We start from the raw sequence: 20,532 nt of genomic DNA on the forward strand, positions 1-20,532 counted from the left end.
AAGAAGAGCACTTAATGTGCTCTTCGTCTTGCGGAGGACTGTCCGCAGTAGCGAATAAAGCCAAGCCGACCGACCCCAGCTAAGATTAAAGGAGCTGATATGTGCGATTGCACAGATCATAAGGACGAGATCCCTGCCTACGACGCGCAGGCCATTGAGTCCAAGTGGATGAAGGCCTGGGAGGACTCCAACCTCTTTGCCGTCGACACCGACGCCAGCAAGCCCAAGAAGTACGTGCTCGAGATGTTCCCGTATCCTTCGGGCGACCTGCACATGGGCCACGCGCGCAACTATACCATCGGCGATGCCATGGCCCGTCAGGCCCGCATGCGCGGCTTTGACGTGCTGCATCCCATTGGCTTTGACGCCTTTGGCCTGCCCGCCGAGAACGCCGCCATCAAGCACAACACGCAGGCTGCCGCCTGGACGTATAAGAACATGGACCAGGCGCTCGCCACGATGAAGCGCATGGGCTTCTCCTACGATCTGGATCGCATGGTCAAGACCTGCAGCCCCGACTACTACCGCTGGGGTCAGTGGATCTTTGAGAAGATGTGGGAAAAGGGCCTGGTCTACCGCAAGAAGAACCCGGTCAACTGGTGCCCCAACTGCAAGACCGTTCTGGCCAACGAGCAGGTTACCGAGGGCAAGTGCTGGCGCTGCGGCACCGAGCCCGAGAAGCGCGACCTTGAGCAGTGGTACTACAAGATTACCGAGTACTCCCAGGAGCTGCTCGACGATCTGGAGAAGCTCCCCGGCTGGCCCGAGCGCGTTAAGCAGATGCAGGCCAACTGGATCGGCCGCTCCGAGGGCGCCGAGGTCGACTTTACCCTGTGTGATGCCAACGGCGATCCCATCGAGGGCGACGAGGGCAAGATCACCGTCTTCACCACGCGTGCCGACACGCTCTTCGGCGTCTCCTTCTTTGTCCTGGCTCCCGAGTACGCTCGTCTGCACGAGCTCGTCGAGGGCACGGAGTACGAGGAGGCCGTGACCAAGATCGTCGAGGACTCCAAGCATATCTCTGCCGTCGAGCGTGCCCAGGGCACCCTCGAGAAGCACGGTGCCTTTACGGGGCGCTACGTGGTTAACCCCGTCAACGGCGAGAAGGTTCCCGTGTGGGTTGCCGACTATGTCGTTGCCGATTACGGCACCGGCGCCGTCATGGCCGTTCCCTGCGGCGACCAGCGCGACTTTGAGTTTGCCCGCAAGTACGACCTCCCGATCGTCCCGATCATCCTGGACGATGACGACCGCGCTGCCGTCGAGGCCAGTGGCGAGACCATCGATACCTTCCATGCCGAGACCGTCGACTGGGATTGCGCCCACGCTGCCGAGGGCACGCTCGTCCAGTCCGGCAAGTACACCGGCATGCGCGGCGGTAAGCACTCCGAGGGCGAGGCTGCCATCGTGGCCGACCTCGAGGCCATGGGCTGCGGTCGTCGCAAGGTCGAGTTCCGCCTGCGCGACTGGCTCATCAGCCGTCAGCGCTATTGGGGCAACCCCATCCCGGCCATCCATTGCGAGCACTGTGGTATTGTGCCCGTGCCCGAGGACCAGCTGCCGGTGACGCTGCCCGAGAACCTGGACCTGGGCGCCGGCGAGACCCTCGCCGAGTGCAAGGACTTCTACGAGACTACCTGCCCGGTCTGCGGCCGCCCGGCCAAGCGCGAGACCGATACCATGGACACCTTCACCTGCTCCAGCTGGTATTACCTGCGCTATACCGACCCGCACAACACCGAGCTGCCCTTCTCCCGCGAGGCGGCAGACCGTTGGATGCCCGTCGATAACTACATCGGCGGCATCGAGCACGCCATTTTGCACCTGCTCTACAGCCGCTTCTTTACCAAGGCGCTGCGCGACCTGGCTCTGCTCAGCGTGGACGAGCCCTTTACCAACCTGCTGTGCCAGGGCATGGTCAAGGACGAGAACGGCGACACCATGTCCAAGTCCAAGGGCAACGTCGTGCCTCCGAGCTCGGTTATCGAGCCCTACGGCGCCGACACCATGCGTCTGGCGATCCTGTTTATCGCCCCGCCCGAGAAGGACTTTGACTGGGATCCCAAGGCCGTCGAGGGCGCCAACCGCTTTATCAAGCGCGCCTGGCGTATCGTGTGGCAGCTTGTCCAGTCGGGTGACGCCAACGTTGCCTTCGACAAGTCCGTGCTCGACGAGACCGCGATGAAGCTCTATCGCGAGCGTCACCGCACCATCGCCAAGTGCACCGAGGACTTCGATCGCGGCCAGTTTAACACCGCGATCTCGGCCGTCATGGAGCTCGTCAACGCGGCGAGCGCCTACCTCAACGCCACCGAGGGCGCATCGCGCGACAAGGCACTGTGCTACGGCGTGGCCAAGGACATCGTGAGCGTCCTTGCCCCCATCTGCCCGTTCTGGGCCGACGAGCTGTGGCACGAGGCACTCGGCTGCGAGGGCAACGCCTACACCGCCGCCTGGCCCGAGTTTGACCTGGCCGAGTCCATCGAGGACACGGTGCAGATCGTGGTCCAGGTGCTCGGTAAGGTCCGCGGCCGCATCGATGTGGCCCGCGATGCCTCCAACGAGGAGATGCAGGCTGCCGCCGAGGCCGCTGTTGCCAAGTGGCTCGAGGGCAAGACGGTCGTCAAGGCCATCTGCGTGCCCGGCAAGCTGGTCAACCTGGTGGTTAAGTAAACCTCGCGCATATAGTTGATGCACAATAGACGAGGGGCGATCCGGCTGGGTCGTCCCTCTTTTTGGATATGGATACTTGCGACTACATCCAATTATCTATTTCTTGTGGAGAACCTGTGCTCACGCTGACCTGCGGGTTTGTGCTATGGTTGCACGTTTTCGCAGGTATTGGTATAGTTTGCCTGTAAATGAAGTTGTAATTGAAAGAAGTGGGGTTTCGGCCCCGCTTCTTTTTTGTATGGATGGAGGTGCCGCAATGGTCAAGACCAAGACCGAGCAGGCGATCATCGACGCGCTCGAGGCCGTCGCTCCCCAGCACGATGTCGATATTGTCGACGTTGAGCTCGTGGGTGCCACCAAGGCCCCCTGCGTGCGTGTGCGTATCGAGGGTGCCGAGGGTCAGAGCCTGTCGCTCAACGACGTCACGGCCAACACCAAGTGGGTCGGCGACGTGATTGAGGAGCTCGACCCCATCTCTTCGAGCTATACGCTCGAGGTGTCGAGCCCGGGTATGGCGCGCCCGCTGCGCCGTCCGCGTGACTTTGCCCGCTTTGTGGGCGAGGACTGCGAGCTTTCCTCCACCGCCACCGAGGGCCGTCGCAAGTACTCCGGCAAGATTGCCGCCGCGACCGAGACCAACGTAACCCTCGAGCTCGAGGACGGCGAGTCTGTCACCCTCGATTTTTCCGATGTTAAAAAGTGCAAGTTGAAGCCCGTCTATGACTTCAAGCCCGCGAAGGAAGGAAACTAACATGGCAGCATCCGACATGATGTCCGCCCTGATGGAGCTTTGCCAGGAGAAGCACATCGACCAGCTCTACCTGATCGACCGCCTGGAGCAGTCGCTCGCCAAGAGCTATGCCGAGATCCTGCATCTTGAGTGGGGCGCCAAGGTGACCATCGACCGCACCACCGGCAAGATCTATGTCTACCGCCTGGAGCCGATCGACGATTCCATGGACGAGGAGGGCAACTTCACCGAGTTCGAGGAGATCGACGTCACCCCCAAGAACACCAGCCGCATCGCCGCCCAGCACGCCAAGGCCGAGATCAACGCCATCGTGCGCAACTCCGCCCGCGAGCAGATCTACGAGGAGTTCTCCGGCCGTATCGGCGACCTCATCAGCGGTACCGTACTGCAGTCCACACCCGACTTTACGATCGTCAAGATCCGCGAAGGCGTCGAGGCCGAGCTTCCGCACTTTGATCAGCGCCGCTACGAGAACGAGCGCAACGAGCGCCCCATGGGCGAGCGCTATCTGCACAACCAGCACATCAAGGCCGTGATCATTGACGTTCGCGACCCCAACTCCACGCTTCCGCCGGTCCGCGGCGAGCACAGCCGTCCGCCGATCGTTATCTCGCGTACCCACCCCGAGCTCATGCGTCGTCTGTTTGAGCAGGAGGTGCCCGAGATTTATGAGGGCACCGTCCAGATCAAGTCGATCGCCCGCGAGCCCGGCCAGCGCTCCAAGGTCGCCGTCCACTCGCTCGATGACCGCCTGGATCCCGTGGGCGCCTGCGTCGGCCCCAAGGGCAGCCGTGTGCGCGCCGTCGTGGGTGAGCTGCGCGGTGAGCGCGTCGACGTCATCCTTTGGGATGCCGATCCGGCCGTCTACGTCGCCAACGCCCTGTCGCCCGCCAAGGTCACTCGCGTCCTTATCGACGAGGAGAAGGCCTATGCCGGCGTCATCGTGCCCGACGACCAGCTTTCGCTCGCCATCGGCAAGGAGGGCCAGAACGCCCGCCTGGCCGCACGCCTGACCGGCTGGCACATCGACATTAAGTCCGAGACCCTTGCCGCCGACATCCTCAAGAACGTTCCCGTTCACGAGGAGCCTGCCGCCGACCTGATCGGTGACGAGGAGGATGACGACGCCCGTCGCTGCGAGTACGTGTCCGAGGACGGCATCCAGTGCCGCAACCAGGCCCGTCCCGGTTCCCGTTTCTGCGGTGTCCACGACACCGACGCCTTCGATGATGCGGAGGACCTGATCTAGCGCGCGGTTGCGCTGGACAGGTTCCGGCGCACATCCCACGCTCGTTCAGTCTCTAGGCACCCAAGGTGCCAGAAAGGGTAGGTGAAGTCATATGGCAAAAGTCCGTGTGTCCACCCTGGCCAAAGAGTTCGGCATGACCTCCAAGGAACTGATGGGTCACCTCGCCGAAATGAAGATTCCCGCTAAGTCTGCTTCCTCCGCACTGGAGGACGCTTATGTTGCCATGGTCCGCAAGCAGCTTGCCTCGGTGATCGAGGCCCGCGCCCAGGAAGTCGAGGCCGCCAAGCAGGCCGAGGAGGAGGCTGCCGCCGCCGAGGAGGCAGCGCGTGCCGCCGAGGCCGAGCGCGAGCGCATCGCCGCCGAGAAGGCACGCGAGGAGGAGCGCCGCCAGTTTGCCGCCGCCCAGGCCGCCGAGGAGGCAGCCCGTGCCGAGGCCGAGGCCAAGAAGAAGGCCGAGCAGGAGCGCCTTGCCCGCGAGAAGGAGGAGGCTGCTCGCGAGGCCCAGCGCCGCGCCGTTCCCGCTTCCGACTCCGGTTCGCGCTTCCGTTCGCTGCTCGATCAGATCGCCGCACAGGAGACCGTGCTCAAGGAGAAGAAGGACGCCGAGGACAAGGCCAAGGCCGAGCGCGGCAACCGTCGCGGCGGCAACAGCGATCGTCGTGGCGGCCGTCGCAACGACCGCAACGCCTCCGAGAACCGCCCGCACAGCCATCGCACCAACGCCAGCAACAATGTCGCTGCCGGCATGGATTTCCCCAACCCCGATAAGCAGGGCAAGGGCAAGAAGCGCAAGGGTGGTCACAACAGCGAAGAGGACCACTACAGCCGCATGGCGCGCGAGGCCGAGGAGTACAGCCGCGAGAAGGTTCTCGAGGAGGCCCGTGCCGCCGTCGAGGAGGCCTCTCGCGAGTCCACCGGTCGCCGCAAGAAGCGCAAGGAGAAGCGCGAGCGCGAGGCCGCTAGGGCTCAGGAGGAGCGCAAGATTGAGGAGGCGCTGGCCCAGGGCGTGAACCCCGAGGAGCTCGACGCCATCAAGGTCTCCCAGGGCGTTACCGTCCAGGAGCTTGCCGAGGCGCTCGACGTTCCGGCCAACGACATCATCAAGCGCCTGTTCCTGCTGGGCACCCCGCTCACCATGACGCAGTCCATGTCCGACGACCTTGTCGAGCTTGTTGCCGACGACTTGGGCCGTCAGATCAGGATCATCACCCCCGAGGAGGAGAACACCTTCTCGTTCTACGACGATCCCGCTGACCTTAAGCCCCGCGCCCCGGTCGTCACCGTCATGGGTCACGTCGACCACGGCAAGACGAGCCTGCTCGACGCCATCCGCCACACCGGCGTCGCTGCCGGCGAGGCTGGCGGCATTACCCAGGCCATCGGCGCATCGCAGGTCATGATCAACGACCGCAAGATCACCTTCATCGATACCCCGGGCCACGCTACCTTTACGGCCATGCGTGCCCGTGGCGCCAAGGTGACCGACATCGTCATCCTGATCGTCGCCGCCGACGACGGCGTCATGCCCCAGACGGTCGAGTCGATCAACCACGCCAAGGCCGCCGGCGTTCCCATCGTCGTCGCCGTCAACAAGATCGATAAGCCCGGCGCCAACCCCGACCGCGTGCGCCAGGAACTCACCGAGTACGGCGTCATCCCCGAGGAGTGGGGCGGACAGAACATGTTCGTCAACATCTCGGCCAAGCAGAAGATCGGTATCGACGACCTTCTGGAGACCGTGCTGCTTCAGGCCGACGTGCTCGAGCTCAAGGCCAACCCCGATACCTTCGCCTCGGGCAACGTCCTCGAGGCCAAGCTCGACAAGGGCCGCGGCTCGGTCGCTACCGTGCTCGTGACCCGCGGTACCCTGCACGTGGGCGATACGCTGGTCGCCGGCCTTACCTATGGCCGCGTTCGCGCCATGCTCGACCCCAAGGGCCGCGCCGTCACCGAGGCCGGTCCCTCCGACGCCGTCGAGATCCTGGGCCTGCAGTCCGTCCCAAACGCCGGCGACGAGTTCCGCGTGTTCGAGGACGAGCGCGAGGCGCGCGCCCTGGCCGATGAGCGCTCGCTCAAGGCCCGCATCGAGGAGCAGAGCCGCGTGAAGCACGTCACGCTCGAGAACCTCTTCGAGACCATCGCCGACGCCGAGGTCAAGGAGCTCAACCTGATCATCAAGGCCGACGTCCAGGGCTCCATCGAGGCCCTTCAGGACTCGCTCGACAAGATGGATCAGTCCGAGGTCCGCATCAACACGATCCACTCCGCGGTCGGTGCCATCAACGAGACCGACGTCGTCCTGGCCGACGCCTCCAACGCCATCATCATTGGCTTTGGCGTGCGTCCCGACGGTAAGGCCCGCTCCGCTGCCGAGCGCGAGGGCGTCGAGATCCGTTGCTACGACGTTATCTACAAGTGCCTCGAGGAGCTCGACGCTGCCCGTATCGGCATGCTCAAGCCCACCGAGGTCGAGGTCTCCACGGGTACCGCGACCGTCCTGGACACCTTTAAGGTGCCCAAAGTCGGTATCGCCGCCGGTGTCCGCGTCGAGGAGGGCGAGATCGCCGCGACCGATTCCGTGCGCCTGGTGCGCGACGGCATCGTTGTCTTTAACGGTAAGATCGCCTCGATGCGCCACTACAAGGACGAGGCCAAGAGCCTCAAGAGCGGTTCCGAGGGCGGCATTGGCCTGGAGAACTTCCAGGACATCAAGCCCGGCGACCAGATCGAGGGTTACCGTATCGACCAGGTTGCCCGTACCGAGTAGGGGGTAGCGCTATGAAGCAAACGCAGGCAACCCGCCGTCTGGGCGAGCAGCTTCGCGAGAAGCTCGGTTATATCCTTCTCTTTGAGGTTTCCGATCCGCGTCTCGACCTGGTCACCCTGACCGCGGTCGAGGTCGCGGTGGACCGTTCGTTCGCGCGCGTGTACGTGTCATGCGATGCGAGCCGCTACGATGAGGTCATGGAGGCGCTCGCCAGCGCCAAGGGCCGCATTCGCAGCCTGTTGGCTCGCTCGCTCGATTGGCGCGTTACGCCCGAGCTCGATTTTCGCATCGATCGCTCGACCGATGAGGCCGAGCGCATTACGCGTGCGCTGGAGAATGTCCCGGCCACGCTGGCGATCGAAAAGGACGAGGACGGCTATCCCATAGCGGATGCCGCCCAGGAGGCAGCTTTAGATGACTAATTCCGCCGACCTCGTCTCGTGCGAGTCTGCAGATATTATACGACGCATCCTCGAGCTTATCGAGGGTGCGTCCTCCATTGCGATCTCGGGTCATACCTCTCCCGACGGCGATGCCCTGGGCTCCGTGTTGGGCCTGGGTCTCTCGCTCATGAAGGCGTTCCCCGACAAGGACATCGCGCTGCTGCTCGCAGACGACGATCCCGTTCCGCGTATTTACCGCTTTATGGAAGGCGCCGATCGTCTGGTGCCGGCTTCGAGCTTTACGGGCGATCCCGACCTGTTTATCTCGGTGGATGTGCCGGTTGTCGAGCGTCTGAACAACTCGGCCGACGTGCTCCGCCGCTCCAAACATGTGGTGTGCTTTGACCACCATCCGGCGCGCGAGGAGTTTGCCGAGGTAAGCCTGAGGCGTGTCGATGCTGCGGCGTGCGCCATGATCATCGACCACTTTTTGGATGATTGCGGCATTGTCGTTCGCGATCGCATCGCCACCTGTCTGCTCTGCGGCCTGGTTACCGATACCGGTCGTTTTCAGTATCAGAATGCCGATGCCGCTGCGTTCCATGCGGCTTCGCGCCTGGTGGCGCACGGTGCCGACCCGGCGCGTGTCGCGCTCGAGGTCTATCAGAGCATGCGCGTCGAGTTCCTGCACCTCAAGTCAATCGTCATGGGCCGCATCAAGACGGTCGCGCACGGGCGCGTGGCGTATAGCTACGCGTACGAAAGCGACCTTAAGGAATGTGGCGTCACCTCGGATGAGTGCGACGGCTTGGTCGATGTGGTGCGCTCGGTGATGGGTGTCGAGGTCTGCCTGTTCCTTAAGGGCATCGAGGGCGATACCAAGGTGCGCGGAAACCTGCGCTCCAAGGGCGACATGGATGTCTCCGAGATTGCGGCCAACTTTGGCGGAGGCGGACATCACGCTGCTGCCGGCTTTACCAATAACGGAACGATTTTCGAGACGCTCACCGCGGCACTTCCCATGCTGGCCGAGCTGGTGGGGGAGGATCCCGCTTCGGTGACCGTCGAGCTCTAACTTTTTGGATGGTACATGGCTCGTCGTACGCCTTCTCAATTGAATATGCTGCTCGCCGTCGATAAACCGGTGGGCTGCACGTCCCACGACGTGGTATCGCGGTGCCGGCGCGCCCTCCATGAGCGGCGCGTCGGTCATGCCGGCACGCTCGACCCCATGGCGTCGGGTGTCATGGTGGTGGGCGTGGGCCAGGCTACGCGTCTGCTGGGCATGCTTACCCTCGATACCAAAAGTTACGTCGCCGATATCTCGTTTGGCGCCGAGACCAATACCGATGATGCGGAAGGCGAGGCCGTCCGTACGGTTGCCATTGCACCCGAGCTGCGCGATCCGGCCTATGCCCGTGAGCGCTTGAGCGCCATGCTGGGCCCTCAGATGCAGGTTCCGCCGGCGTTTTCGGCTATTTCGGTCAACGGCGTGCGCGCCTATAAGTCTGCACGTGAGGGCAATGCCGTTGAGTTGCCTGCGCGCCCGGTCGAGGTATATTCTGCCGACCTGATCGCCGTGAGTGGCGAGGGCGATTCCTGCATTTGGACCGTTGCCTTCTCGGTGAGCAAGGGCACCTATATCCGTGCGCTCGCTCGCGACCTGGGTCGCGCCTGCGATAGTGCCGCGCATATTTCCGCGCTGCGCCGTACCGCTTCTGGCATTGTCTCCATCGGTGCCTGCCATGCGGTCGAGGAGCTTTCTCCCGAGTCCGCTGCCGGCTTTGCCTTGGACCCCATTGCGGCCCTCGGCGCCACGCGTGTCGACTTGCCGGGCAATCTTGCGGAAGATCTGCTGTGCGGACGTCGTATTCCTATTGATCGCGCGCTCGCCGGCTTCGATGCGTCGAAGGCACCGTTTGCGCTGGTGCTCGATGGCGGGCTCAAGGCTTTGGCTCGTATCGAGGATGGTCGCTTTGTGATGGAGCACGTCTTTCCGCAGGCGATCGGCGGTGTTCGATGATGCTGGACCCTCGCGAGCTCGCGCGCACATTTTTTGTGGGCGCGGCGGCGGAGGCCCGCATCGTTTTGGCTGATGCTTTTGGTGACTGCGAGTCTATGGGTGCCGCCTCGATTGCCATCGGCGTGTTCGATGGCGTGCATAGGGGACATCGTGAGCTGATCGACGCGGTCATTCGCGATGCGCGCGTCCACGGCTGCAAAGCGGTAGTCGTAACGTTTGACCCTGATCCAGATGTTGTGGTGAGCCCTGCGCCCGCTCAAAAATTGATGACGACGGCCGACCGCCTGCATGCCCTGACTCAGACTGGGGTCGATGCCGTGGTGGCTGTTCCCTTTACGCCTGTGGTAGCGTCGCTCGACCACGTGGGCTTTCTTGAGCTGTTGGCGCATGTTGTCGACATTCGCTCCATTCGCGTTGGCAGCGATTTTAGGCTTGGCCGCGGCGGCGCCTCGGGCGTTGCCGAGATGCAGGCATGGGGCGCTGAGCGCGGTGTTGACGTGTATGGGCACAATTTGCTGTGCGAGGCCGGCGAGGCTATCTGTGCCACCCGCATTCGACGTGAGCTGAGCTTGGGCCACGTTGAGCTGGCAGCCGATCTACTCGGCCGTCCCTATATGGTGCGTGGCAGTGTGATCCGCGGCCGTCACGAGGGCTCCGATATGGGATTTCCGACGGCAAACCTGCTGGTGCCAAACGGAATTCAGCTGCCTGCCGATGGCGTCTACGAGGGACTTGTGCTGGTCGACGATACCGTGTGGCCCGCTGCCGTCAACGTGGGCCTGCCGCCGACGTATGCCGACGATGCCGCTTCGGCGCATCTCGAGGCCAACTTGATCGGGTATGCGGGCGACCTGTATGGACGTTCGGTTTCGTTGGCGTTTACGCGTTGGCTGCGTCCTTCGCGCGTGTTTGATTCGCTGGACGAGCTTATCGCGACCGTCGAGGGTAATATTGACGATATCCGTCATAACTTGGGTGAGCAGGGGGTGGGCATCCGTGATTAGCGATGAGGAGAAAGACCAGGTGCGCGCTGCGTCCGACCTGGTTGCCATTGTGCAGGAAACGGTTGAGCTCAAGCCCCGCGGCCATGAGTTTTGGGGTTGCTGCCCCTTCCATGGCGAAAAGACCCCATCGTTTCACATTATCCCCGCTACGCAGGTGTGGCACTGCTTTGGCTGTGGCGAGGGCGGCGACGTCTTCACCTACATCATGAAGCGTGAGAACCTGAGCTTTCCCGAGTCGATTCGCTACCTGGCCGATCGTGCCGGCATTGAGCTGCACGATACCGGCGCGCAGCGCGATCGCGGCACCAAGCGCGCCCGCATCTACGACCTGTGCGCCGAGACGGCCCAGTTCTATCACACCATGCTCATGCGCGGTAAGGACAGCCGTCCGCGCGAGTACTTTGCCAGCCGCGGTATGGGTGGAGACGTCTGCCGTCGCTACTGCCTGGGCTTTGCGCCGGGTCGCAATATGTTGGTGGCCCATCTGTCGCAGAAGGGCTTTACCCCGCAGGAGATGATCGACGCCAACGTGGCCGTGAGCCGCGGGCGCGGACAGCTTGCCGATCGTTTTTACGACCGCGTGATGTTTCCCATCTTTGACGAACAGGGTCATAACATCGCCTTTGGCGGTCGTATTATGGGCGACGGCCAACCCAAGTACCTCAACACCGCCGAGACGAGCGTGTTTCATAAAAAGAGAAACCTCTACGGCTTTAACTGGGCCAAGGAGTTTATCGTCGCGCAGGATACCGCCATCGTGGTGGAGGGATATACCGACTGCATCGCCTGCTGGGAGGCGGGGATCAAAAACGTCGTCGCCACGCTGGGTACGGCGCTGACGGAACATCACGTAAAGACGCTCACCCGTTTTGCCAAGCGCATCGTGTATATGTTCGATGGTGACGCCGCCGGTCAAAAGGCCGCGCGCCGTGCGATTAAGTTTATCGAGCAGGACTCGATGGACCTGCGCTGCGTGGTGCTTCCCGACGGCAACGACCCTATGGAGTTCATCACGGCGCATGGTGGCGAGGCACTGCAGGCGCGTATCGACGCCGCCGAGCCCCTCATGGACTTTGTGTACCGCTCACTGCAGGAGTCGAGCGACATTACCACGCCGGGCGGTCGTGCCAAGGCGCTCGAGGATGCGCTGACGCTCATCTATCCGCTGCGCGATAGCTACATGGTCGATACGTACTTTATCCAGATCGCCGACCTTCTGGGCCTGGATTTGGAGACGGTGCGCTCGAGTTCGGGCCGTGTGTTTCGCGATGTCGCCAAACGCGAGGACGCCGAGCGTCGTCGCGAGCAGAACTACGAGCGCCAGCGGGCGCAGGCCGAGCGCGCAGGCGGCGCGGGCGGTCGGGCGTCCGGTCCGCAGGGGGCATCTCGCGGCGCCTGGGCGTCGGGGGCGACGCCGCCGGTATCCACACCGGTCGAGGAGGAACCGTACGACTATGTGCCGCTCGAGGCCTACGGGGCCGCGCCGGTCGAGGTCGTCGACGATATGCCGCCGATCGATGTGCCTGCTGGCATGGACGCGGCGCCCGCGGGGTCTGCTTCGAGCCCTTCCGTTCCGGCGACGCCGATCGTGCTGACCGATCTGGAGCGGAAGTCTCTGGCGGGGGAGCGCGAGCTGTTGACGATGCTCACCAGCTACCCCGACCTATTCCGCACGTACGCCGATCGCATCTGCTCGATCGAGTGGGTAGACCCCCGTCACGAGTCCATCGCGTGGGCCGTGCTCGCGACGCCGCCGGGCACCGATCCCGCGGCGTGCATGGATGCCGCGCGCGCGGTGTGCCCCGATGCGGCTTCGCTTGTCAGCGCCGGGCGCATCTCGGCGACGAGCAAGCACCCCACCGAGACGAACATCGTCTTTATGCTCGATACGCTTGAGCTTTACACCATCAAGCGCCGTATGCGGGCTGCTCAGGCCAAGCTGCGCCAGGACCGGTCGCTCGACGATGACGCGCGCCGTGCATTGACCATGCAGGCCGCGCAGGATTCTTTGCGCCAGCGCGAGCTCCAGAAGTCGATTGGCGGTGTGGCCGATCCGTTCCGGTTGATTGGTTTGGAGACCGCGGGTCCCGATCAGGCCTAGATGTTGTGGTCAATCGGCATGTTATCTGCTATATCCAGTCTGAATTTTGGGTATAGACGTGTAAGTGTGTGCTAAAGTAATGTGTCCTGTGGACTACGAAGGGAGAATCTGTGCCAAATAAGACTGAGAGCACGGGTACTGGGCTGGAATCCTACGTTGCTAAGCTCATGGGCAACGGCTCAAACAGGACTTCGGTAACCGAGGACGAGATCCAGGTCGTCCTGAAGGATATCGATGTTTCTGACGAGCAGCTCAACGCGGTCTATTCCGCGCTGCGCAACAGCGGCATCCAGATTATCTCCGCGAGCGGAAACGACGACGCCCCCATGGACGTCGACGATGACGATAACGATACCGACGATTTCGATGACGACGAGGAGCACGATTCCGGCTCGCTCGACGATCATGAGCTTAAGATGGCCCGTCAGGCGGATGCCGAGATGGGTTCTTGCAAGAGCAAAAAGAAGCGCACCGTCCGCACGTCCCGTTCGCGTTCTCGCGTGCGTGGCATCGATGCCTCCACGGTGATGCTGACCGGTGACCCGGTTCGTATGTACCTTAAGGAGATCGGCAAGGTCGACCTGCTGACTGCCTCCGAAGAGGTCGATCTGGCCATGAAGATCGAGGCCGGTCTCGAGGCCACCGAGAAGCTCGAGGCCGCCGAGGCGGGCGAGATCGAGCTCACTCGCGCCGAGATGCGTCGTCTGACTCGTATCGAGAACGTGGGCCTCGAGGCCAAGCAGGCGCTCATCAGCGCCAACCTCCGTCTGGTCGTCTCCATCGCCAAGCGCTACGTCGGTCGCGGCATGCTGTTCCTGGATCTGATCCAGGAGGGCAACCTCGGTCTGATCCGCGCCGTCGAGAAGTTCGACTACCAGAAGGGTTTCAAGTTTTCCACGTACGCCACGTGGTGGATCCGTCAGGCCATCACGCGCGCTATCGCCGACCAGGCCCGTACCATCCGTATTCCCGTACACATGGTCGAGACCATCAACAAGCTTGTCCGCGTGCAGCGCCAGCTCCTCCAGGATCTGGGTCGCGACCCGACCCCCGAGGAGATCGGTGCCGAGATGGACATGAGTGCCGACCGCGTCCGCGAGATCCAGAAGATCTCGCAGGAGCCCGTGTCGCTCGAGACTCCTATCGGCGAGGAAGAGGATTCCCAGCTGGGCGACTTTATCGAGGACTCCCAGGCCATCGTTCCGCCCGATGCCGCCAGCTTCTCCATGCTGCAGGAGCAGCTCACCCAGGTGCTCGACTCGCTTGCCGATCGTGAGCGCAAGGTTATTGAGCTGCGCTTTGGACTTGTCGACGGACATCCCCGCACGCTCGAGGAAGTCGGCCGCGAGTTTGGTGTCACGCGCGAGCGCATCCGCCAGATCGAGTCCAAGACCCTGGCCAAGCTCCGCCACCCCAGCCGCTCCAGCAAGCTCAAAGACTATATCGAAAGCTAGTCAAGCAAGAAGCGCCCTCAAGCACATCCGCTTGAGGGCGCTTTCATGTAACAAGGGCCGGCAGTTGGGGCACGGGTAGTCTTTTTGGGACGGGGCTTTTTTAGCTACCCAATCTGGGGCCTTTAAAGCTTGAGCTGCTCATTGAGATAGGGTAGCTAAAAAGCCCCGTCCCAAAAAGACTACCCTGGGCGTCTGGTTGATTAGTCGTTGGGGACGTTCTTGAATGACTAGTCGTTTAAGAACGTCCCCAATGACTGGGTCGGAAAAATTCTCAAAAAAGTTCTTGCCCTGAGCTGATTCGTCCGTATAATAAACTTCGTTGCTTGAGAGCACGCACCTATTCCTCGGTAGCTCAATGGTAGAGCACGCGGCTGTTAACCGCGCTGTTGTAGGTTCGAGTCCTACCCGGGGAGCCAGAATTTCTCGGCCCAATCTGCTGGGCTTTAAATTCCTCGGTAGCTCAATGGTAGAGCACGCGGCTGTTAACCGCGCTGTTGTAGGTTCGAGTCCTACCCGGGGAGCCAGATTGTAAAACCCGTCGCTTTTGCGGCGGGTTTTTTCATACCGCGATTGCTTAACACAAACGTTGCCATATCAACATTTCGTGTCGAGGATGTAATCCCGCGACCCACCACCTCAACATGGCGCGGTCGTTGTAGAATATTGCAATGATTGCTCCCACGACATGGTGCCGCGAGCACCAGATAAGGAGATTCTTGTGTCTGAGACCATTAACGGCAGCCTGAGCGTCTCGAACGACGTTATTGCCGATATTGCCGGTTATGCCGCGATGACGTGCTATGGCGTCGTCGGTATGGCCGAGCAGCTCCAGGGCGCCGAGAGCGTGCGCCTGCTTGCCGGTCAGCGCCTCCGCAAGGGCGTGCTTGTCTCCGCCGACGAGAACGGCCTTACGGTCGACCTTCACGTCGTGCTCGAGAACGGCGTCAACATGAAGTCCGTCTGCCACAATCTTTCGAGCTCCGTTGCTTTCACCCTGCAGGAGATCGCCCAGATCGATCCCGCCAGCCTTAAGATCGGCATTCACATCGACGCGCTCAAGAGCCGTCTGAACTAGCATCCGAAAACGGAGATTCAAATACTCATGATTGTAAAGACCATTCGCACCTGTTTTCCGATCGCTGCGGCTGCCGTTTCCGACAAGGCCGAGGAGATCAATAAACTCAACGTCTTTCCCGTGCCCGACGGCGACACCGGCACCAACATGTCGCTCACGCTCGCCTCGGTGACCAAGGAGCTTTCCGCCCTTCCCGCCGATGCCGATATGGAGGCCATCGCCGGCGCCATCACCCACGGCTCCCTCATGGGCGCCCGCGGCAACTCCGGCGTTATCACCTCGCAGATCCTGCGCGGCGTGGCCGAGGGCCTCGTCTCTGCCGATGAGCCCATCACGTCTGCCGACATCGCGCATGCTTTCCGTCGCGCCGTCAAGGTCGCCTTCCAGGCCGTCCGCAAGCCCATCGAGGGCACGATTCTTACGGTCCTGCGCGACGTCTCGACCAAGGCCGACGAGTGCGAGAAGAAGAAGTTCTCGGCCGAGGACGCGCTCGACGCCATCGTCGTCGAGGCCTACCAGTCTGTGGCTCGCACGCCCGACCTGCTGCCCGTTCTGAAGGAGAACGGCGTGGTCGACTCCGGCGCCTTTGGCTTTGCCATCTTCCTGGAAAACTTTGTTGCCGCTGCTCTGGGCCGCAGCACCGTTGTCGAGGATTTCTCCACCACGTTTGATTCCGCTGGCTCTGCCCGCGATGCGGCCCTCGGTCGCGTCGAGATCGAGGCCAACGACGACTGGGAGGGCTCGGAGTTCCGCTACTGCAATGAGTTCCTCTTTAAGGCCGACGCCCCGTTTGACGAGGACGAGTGCCTTAAGTTCCTGGGTTCCATGGGCGACTGCGAGCTGCTCGTGGGCGCCTACCCCGACTACAAGATCCACGTGCACTCCAACACCCCCAACCTGGTGCTCGAGCACATGCTGCAGCTTGGCCAGATCTACGAGGTCTTTATCCACAACATGGAGATGGAGGCCCACGACCGTACCGCCAAGATCCACGAGGACCAGGAAAAGGCCGCCGAGCCCGCCAAGGCCCTGGGTTTTGTCGCCGTTGCCGCCGGTTCCGGTGAGGCCGACATCCTCAAGTCCCTCGGCGTCGACGTAGTCGTTTCGGGTGGCCAGACCATGAACCCCTCGACCGCCGACCTGCTGGGCGCGGTGGACCAGGTCAACGCGACTTCGGTCATCATCCTGCCCAATAACGGCAATATCCGTATGGCTGCCGAGGCTGCCGCTTCTGCCTGCGCCGACAAAAAGGTCGCCGTGGTTCCCACCAAGACCGTTCCGCAGGCGTTCTCCGCTCTGTTCGCGGTGCTGCCCGATTCCGAGCTCGAGGACGCCGTCGCCGCCATGGTCGATGCCATCAGCGAGGTTCGCGATGGCGAGGTCACCCGTGCCGTGCGCGATTCCAGCGCCTCTGACGGCTCGCCGATTCACTCCGGTGACGTCATGGGTATCATTGCCGGCTCCATCGACGTGGTCGGCTCCGATGTGAAGCAGGTCACGCTCGACTGCATCAACCGCATGCAGGAGGAAGAGGAGGGTGACGCGCTGACGATTCTGGCCGGCGAGGAGCTGTCCGATGAGGCCTTCCAGGAGATCGTCGACGCCATCGAGGAGGCTCAGCCCGACCTGGAGATTGACGCCCATCGTGGCGAGCAGCCGCTCTATCCCGTGATCTTCTCGATCGAGTAGGCATCTGCCCATGTCCGAGCTGTGCTCCGTGCCGCGCGTCTCGGAGCGCTTTGCCCAGAGCAATGCGCTCGACGAGGATATCGCGCGACTCAAATATGTTTCGGGTAAACGTGAGGAGGCCCTTCGCCGTCTGGGAATTAGGACGGTGGGGGACCTCCTTCTCCATATCCCTCATCGATATCTGGACTTTACACGCTCCTGGTCCATCGAGATGGCGCCTATCGGTACGGTGTGCACGATCGTCGCCACGGTCGATCGTATCGTTCAAAAGCAGCCCCGCCCGCGTATGCAGGTTACCGAGGTCTCGCTTGTGGACGAGACGGGCGTGCTGCAAGTCGCTTTTTTCCGCCAGCCCTGGATTGCCCAGCAGCTCAAGCAGGGCGACCGCCTGGCCGTGATGGGTAAGGTCGAATTTGCCTATGGCTTTAAGCAGATGGCCTCGCCGCATTTCGAAAGGCTCGAGGACGGGCGTGCCGCGGGCACCATCCTTCCGGTTCACTATGTGAGCGACGGTGTGAGCCAGGCTTGGATGCGCCGTATCGTGAGCGGCGCGCTCGAGATTGTCGGCAATCCTTTCGACCCGATTCCCGCGCCCCTGCGCGCCAAGCGACGCCTTATGAGCAGCGCCCGTGCGCTGCGTTCGATTCACTTTCCCTCGAGTATGGCCGAGCGCGATATCGCGCGCGCACGGCTTGCCTATGAGGAATGCCTCTATCTTCAGCTGGCGCTTCGTCTGCGCAACGACGGCGGTATGGTCGAGGTGGTTCCCTACACCCATACCGCGGGTGGTCATTTGACGGCGCTTAGGCGGGCCCTGCCGTTTTCGCTGAGCGACGAGCAGGAGGCCGCGTTCCAAGACATCCTGCATGACATGTGCGATGGCGACCACGTGATGAACCGCTTGCTGCTGGGCGATGTCGGTACCGGCAAGACCGCCGTCGCCGCCTGCGCGCTGGCAGTCGCGGCCGATTCGGGTACCCAGTCCTGCGTCATGGCACCCACGGGCGTGCTGGCGCGTCAATATGCCGATAAGACCGGCCCTTTGCTCTCGCAGGCCGGTATGTCCTGGGCGCTCCTGACGGGTGCTACCCCGGCCGCCGAGCGCGAGCGCATCCATGCACAGCTGCAGTCTGGTGAGCTCGATGTGCTCTTTGGTACCCATGCGGTCCTTTCGGATAACGTAACGTTTAAACATCTTTCACTCGTCGTTATCGACGAGCAGCACCGGTTTGGCGTGGGGCAGCGCAATGCCCTGCGTGCCAAAGGCCCAGGTGCGGACTTGCTCGTTATGACGGCCACGCCTATTCCGCGCACACTGGCGCTCTCGGTCTATGGCGACCTGGACACGTCCATCATTCGTCATCGCCCCGTTCCCGGGGCCGGCGTCTCGACGCGCGTGCTCACCGAGTCGAGCCGCGACCTGGCTTACGGTGCCATACGCGAGGCGCATGCTCAAGGACAGCAGGCTTACGTTATCTGCCCGCTTGTGGAGCCGAGTGACTCCGCGGACGATTTGGAAGACGTTCCCGGCATTGCTCGCGACGATGAAGGTCGTGTGACGGTGCCCGTGCCGTTACACGACACCGCGACCGAGCTCGACCGCCTGCGTCTGGCATTGCCGGGGCTTTCCGTCGAGCGTCTTCACGGCCGCATGCCGGCGGGGGAGAAGGACCGCGTGATCGACGCCTTTAAGCGCGGCGAGATCGACGTGCTCGTCTCGACTACGGTGGTCGAGGTGGGCGTCGACGTGCCCAACGCCACCGTCATGGTTATCGAGAACGGCGAGCGCTTTGGCTTGGCGGCCCTGCATCAGCTTAGAGGCCGCGTGGGCCGCGGCAGCGTGTCGGGCACGTGCCTGGTCATGACGCATTCCAAGGGCAATGGCGGTGTGTCTGCTGCGCAAGACCGCCTGCGGGCGCTCGAAAAGACCTCTGACGGTTTTGCACTTGCGCAGATGGACTTGCGTTTGCGCCACGAGGGCGAAATCTTGGGTTATCGCCAACATGGCGGTGTGACCCTGCGTTTTGTGGACCTGGACGCCGACGAGGATCTTATCGAATGGGCCCATTTGGACGCGGTCGAGCTCTTGCGGTATGCTTGCAACCTTGACTCCGTGGCGACGCGTCCCTTGCGCGATGCGGTCGCCACGCGTTATCGACATATCTTCAAGGAGGTCAGCGGAGGATGAGAATCATCGGCGGTGAATGGCGCGGCCGCAAGATCGAAGAGCCGCGTGGGCGCGATGTCACCCGTCCCACGACCGACCGCGTGCGCGAGGCATGTGCGTCCATGGTCATGTCGGCATTCGATTTCGATCTGGAGGAGGTCCGCGTGCTGGATGCCTTTGGCGGCTCCGGTGCCCTGGGAATCGAGATGCTCTCGCGCGGCGCTCGCACGCTCATCACGTTCGAGATCGATCGCAATGCCGCCCGACTGATCACTAAGAATATCGAGTCGCTGTGTCGCGACCGCTCGCGTTGGCGCGTCGTTACCGGCGATGTGTTGGCGAGCGCCTCGCGCGGCCGTGTTCCGGGCGGCCCCTTTGATCTGGTCCTGCTCGATCCACCCTATGCCTTTGGTGCCGAGCCGGTCGAGGAGCTGCTGCGCAATCTTGCCCAGCAGGGCTTGCTGGCACCAGGGGCCTTTGCCCTGTTTGAGCATGCCGCAAGCGACGCGGGCGCTCATCCGGCTGGTTTTGAGACCGTGCGAGAGAAACGCTACGGCATTACCTCGGTTGACTTGCTGCGCTGGGTGGCCGCGGACGAGTGCGACCATGCTAATGACAGCGATATTGACGAGGACGTGCCTTTGGAGGATACCCATGAATGACACTATCAACCGCGTGATCGTTCCGGGTACGTTTGACCCCATCACGTTTGGTCACATCGATGTAATCCGCCGCGCCCGCCGCATTTTTCCCAGCGTGATTGTCGCCGTGGCGGAGTCGCAGGGCAAAAACGGCGTGGGCACCACCTTTATGCTCGATGAGCGCGTGGCGTTGGCCCGCGAGGCCCTGGGCGATATTGACGGTGTCGAGGTACTGCCCTTTACCGGCCTGTTGGTCGATTTTGCCCGTGAGCAGGGTGCGGGCGCTGTGGTCAAGGGCCTGCGCGCCATGACCGACTTTGAGTACGAGCTGCAGCAGGCGGACCTCAACTATCGCCTGGACAACGAGCTTGAGTCCATTTTTGTCATGAGTGCGCCGCAGTACGGCTATATCTCGAGCTCGGTGGTTCGTCAGATCGCATCGCTCGGAAGCGATGTGTCGACGTTTGTGCCGCCCAATGTGGTCGAAGCGCTTAAACATCGCTTTTCGTGACGTTTCATATTGCCTGATGGCATGTGGTAAACTAACACGAT

15 protein-coding genes and 2 tRNA genes are annotated in these 20,532 nt (G+C 62.4%); all 17 read left to right on the forward strand.

Annotated elements, in window-relative coordinates:
• Nucleotides 1-99 precede the first annotated feature (99 nt).
• The 17 genes from leuS to coaD all read left to right on the forward strand — a co-directional run bounded on the left by leuS (nucleotide 100) and on the right by coaD (nucleotide 20,491).
• The gene (gene leuS / locus ACTNB2_RS01030) at nucleotides 100-2,676 is read left to right on the forward strand and encodes a leucine--tRNA ligase (RefSeq protein WP_441041168.1); all 2,577 of its coding nucleotides are present in this window, start codon (nucleotides 100-102) and stop codon (nucleotides 2,674-2,676) included.
• Between the two features lie 256 nt (nucleotides 2,677-2,932).
• The gene (gene rimP, locus ACTNB2_RS01035; protein ID WP_441033500.1) at nucleotides 2,933-3,427 is read left to right on the forward strand and encodes a ribosome maturation factor RimP; all 495 of its coding nucleotides are present in this window, start codon (nucleotides 2,933-2,935) and stop codon (nucleotides 3,425-3,427) included.
• 1 nt (nucleotide 3,428) lies between these two features.
• The gene (nusA, locus tag ACTNB2_RS01040; protein ID WP_154515419.1) at nucleotides 3,429-4,676 is read left to right on the forward strand and encodes a transcription termination factor NusA; all 1,248 of its coding nucleotides are present in this window, start codon (nucleotides 3,429-3,431) and stop codon (nucleotides 4,674-4,676) included.
• A gap of 91 nt (nucleotides 4,677-4,767) precedes the next feature.
• Nucleotides 4,768-7,443, forward strand: coding sequence for a translation initiation factor IF-2 (gene infB / locus ACTNB2_RS01045; RefSeq protein WP_427747321.1), 2,676 nt, complete (start codon nucleotides 4,768-4,770; stop codon nucleotides 7,441-7,443).
• An 11-nt stretch (nucleotides 7,444-7,454) separates the two neighbouring features.
• Nucleotides 7,455-7,865, forward strand: a complete 411-nt coding sequence (rbfA, locus tag ACTNB2_RS01050; RefSeq protein ID WP_006234038.1) for a 30S ribosome-binding factor RbfA — start codon at nucleotides 7,455-7,457, stop codon at nucleotides 7,863-7,865.
• The gene (locus ACTNB2_RS01055) at nucleotides 7,858-8,901 is read left to right on the forward strand and encodes a DHH family phosphoesterase (RefSeq protein WP_441041166.1); all 1,044 of its coding nucleotides are present in this window, start codon (nucleotides 7,858-7,860) and stop codon (nucleotides 8,899-8,901) included. The genes rbfA and ACTNB2_RS01055 overlap by 8 nt, the downstream gene beginning before the upstream one ends.
• A gap of 15 nt (nucleotides 8,902-8,916) precedes the next feature.
• Nucleotides 8,917-9,849 carry a tRNA pseudouridine(55) synthase TruB gene (truB, locus tag ACTNB2_RS01060; RefSeq protein WP_441041164.1) on the forward strand — a complete coding sequence of 311 codons (933 nt, stop codon included), beginning with the start codon at nucleotides 8,917-8,919 and terminating at the stop codon, nucleotides 9,847-9,849.
• Entirely contained in the window at nucleotides 9,846-10,853 is a 1,008-nt protein-coding gene (gene ribF, locus ACTNB2_RS01065; RefSeq protein WP_441041163.1) for a riboflavin biosynthesis protein RibF, read from the forward strand. The genes truB and ribF overlap by 4 nt, the downstream gene beginning before the upstream one ends.
• Entirely contained in the window at nucleotides 10,846-12,954 is a 2,109-nt protein-coding gene (gene dnaG / locus ACTNB2_RS01070) for a DNA primase (RefSeq protein ID WP_441041162.1), read from the forward strand. The genes ribF and dnaG overlap by 8 nt, the downstream gene beginning before the upstream one ends.
• A gap of 110 nt (nucleotides 12,955-13,064) precedes the next feature.
• Nucleotides 13,065-14,408: an RNA polymerase sigma factor RpoD gene (rpoD, locus tag ACTNB2_RS01075; RefSeq protein WP_370450567.1), complete on the forward strand. Its 1,344-nt coding sequence runs from the start codon at nucleotides 13,065-13,067 to the stop codon at nucleotides 14,406-14,408.
• A gap of 341 nt (nucleotides 14,409-14,749) precedes the next feature.
• Nucleotides 14,750-14,824, forward strand: a tRNA-Asn gene (locus tag ACTNB2_RS01080).
• 33 nt (nucleotides 14,825-14,857) lie between these two features.
• A tRNA-Asn gene (locus tag ACTNB2_RS01085) sits at nucleotides 14,858-14,932 on the forward strand.
• A 161-nt stretch (nucleotides 14,933-15,093) separates the two neighbouring features.
• The gene (locus ACTNB2_RS01090; RefSeq protein WP_187361832.1) at nucleotides 15,094-15,483 is read left to right on the forward strand and encodes an Asp23/Gls24 family envelope stress response protein; all 390 of its coding nucleotides are present in this window, start codon (nucleotides 15,094-15,096) and stop codon (nucleotides 15,481-15,483) included.
• A gap of 27 nt (nucleotides 15,484-15,510) precedes the next feature.
• Complete coding sequence (locus ACTNB2_RS01095; protein WP_441041160.1) at nucleotides 15,511-17,172, forward strand: DAK2 domain-containing protein; 1,662 nt, start codon at nucleotides 15,511-15,513, stop codon at nucleotides 17,170-17,172.
• Between the two features lie 10 nt (nucleotides 17,173-17,182).
• Nucleotides 17,183-19,360, forward strand: a complete 2,178-nt coding sequence (gene recG / locus ACTNB2_RS01100) for an ATP-dependent DNA helicase RecG (protein ID WP_441041158.1) — start codon at nucleotides 17,183-17,185, stop codon at nucleotides 19,358-19,360.
• Entirely contained in the window at nucleotides 19,357-20,001 is a 645-nt protein-coding gene (rsmD, locus tag ACTNB2_RS01105; RefSeq protein WP_441041156.1) for a 16S rRNA (guanine(966)-N(2))-methyltransferase RsmD, read from the forward strand. The genes recG and rsmD overlap by 4 nt, the downstream gene beginning before the upstream one ends.
• Nucleotides 19,994-20,491 (forward strand): pantetheine-phosphate adenylyltransferase, encoded by a 498-nt coding sequence (gene coaD, locus ACTNB2_RS01110; protein WP_154515440.1) that lies wholly within the window; start codon nucleotides 19,994-19,996, stop codon nucleotides 20,489-20,491. The genes rsmD and coaD overlap by 8 nt, the downstream gene beginning before the upstream one ends.
• Nucleotides 20,492-20,532 lie beyond the last annotated feature (41 nt).

Origin of the sequence: Collinsella sp. HCP28S3_G2 (assembly GCF_052065125.1) — a bacterium.
Lineage (GTDB): Bacteria > Actinomycetota > Coriobacteriia > Coriobacteriales > Coriobacteriaceae > Collinsella.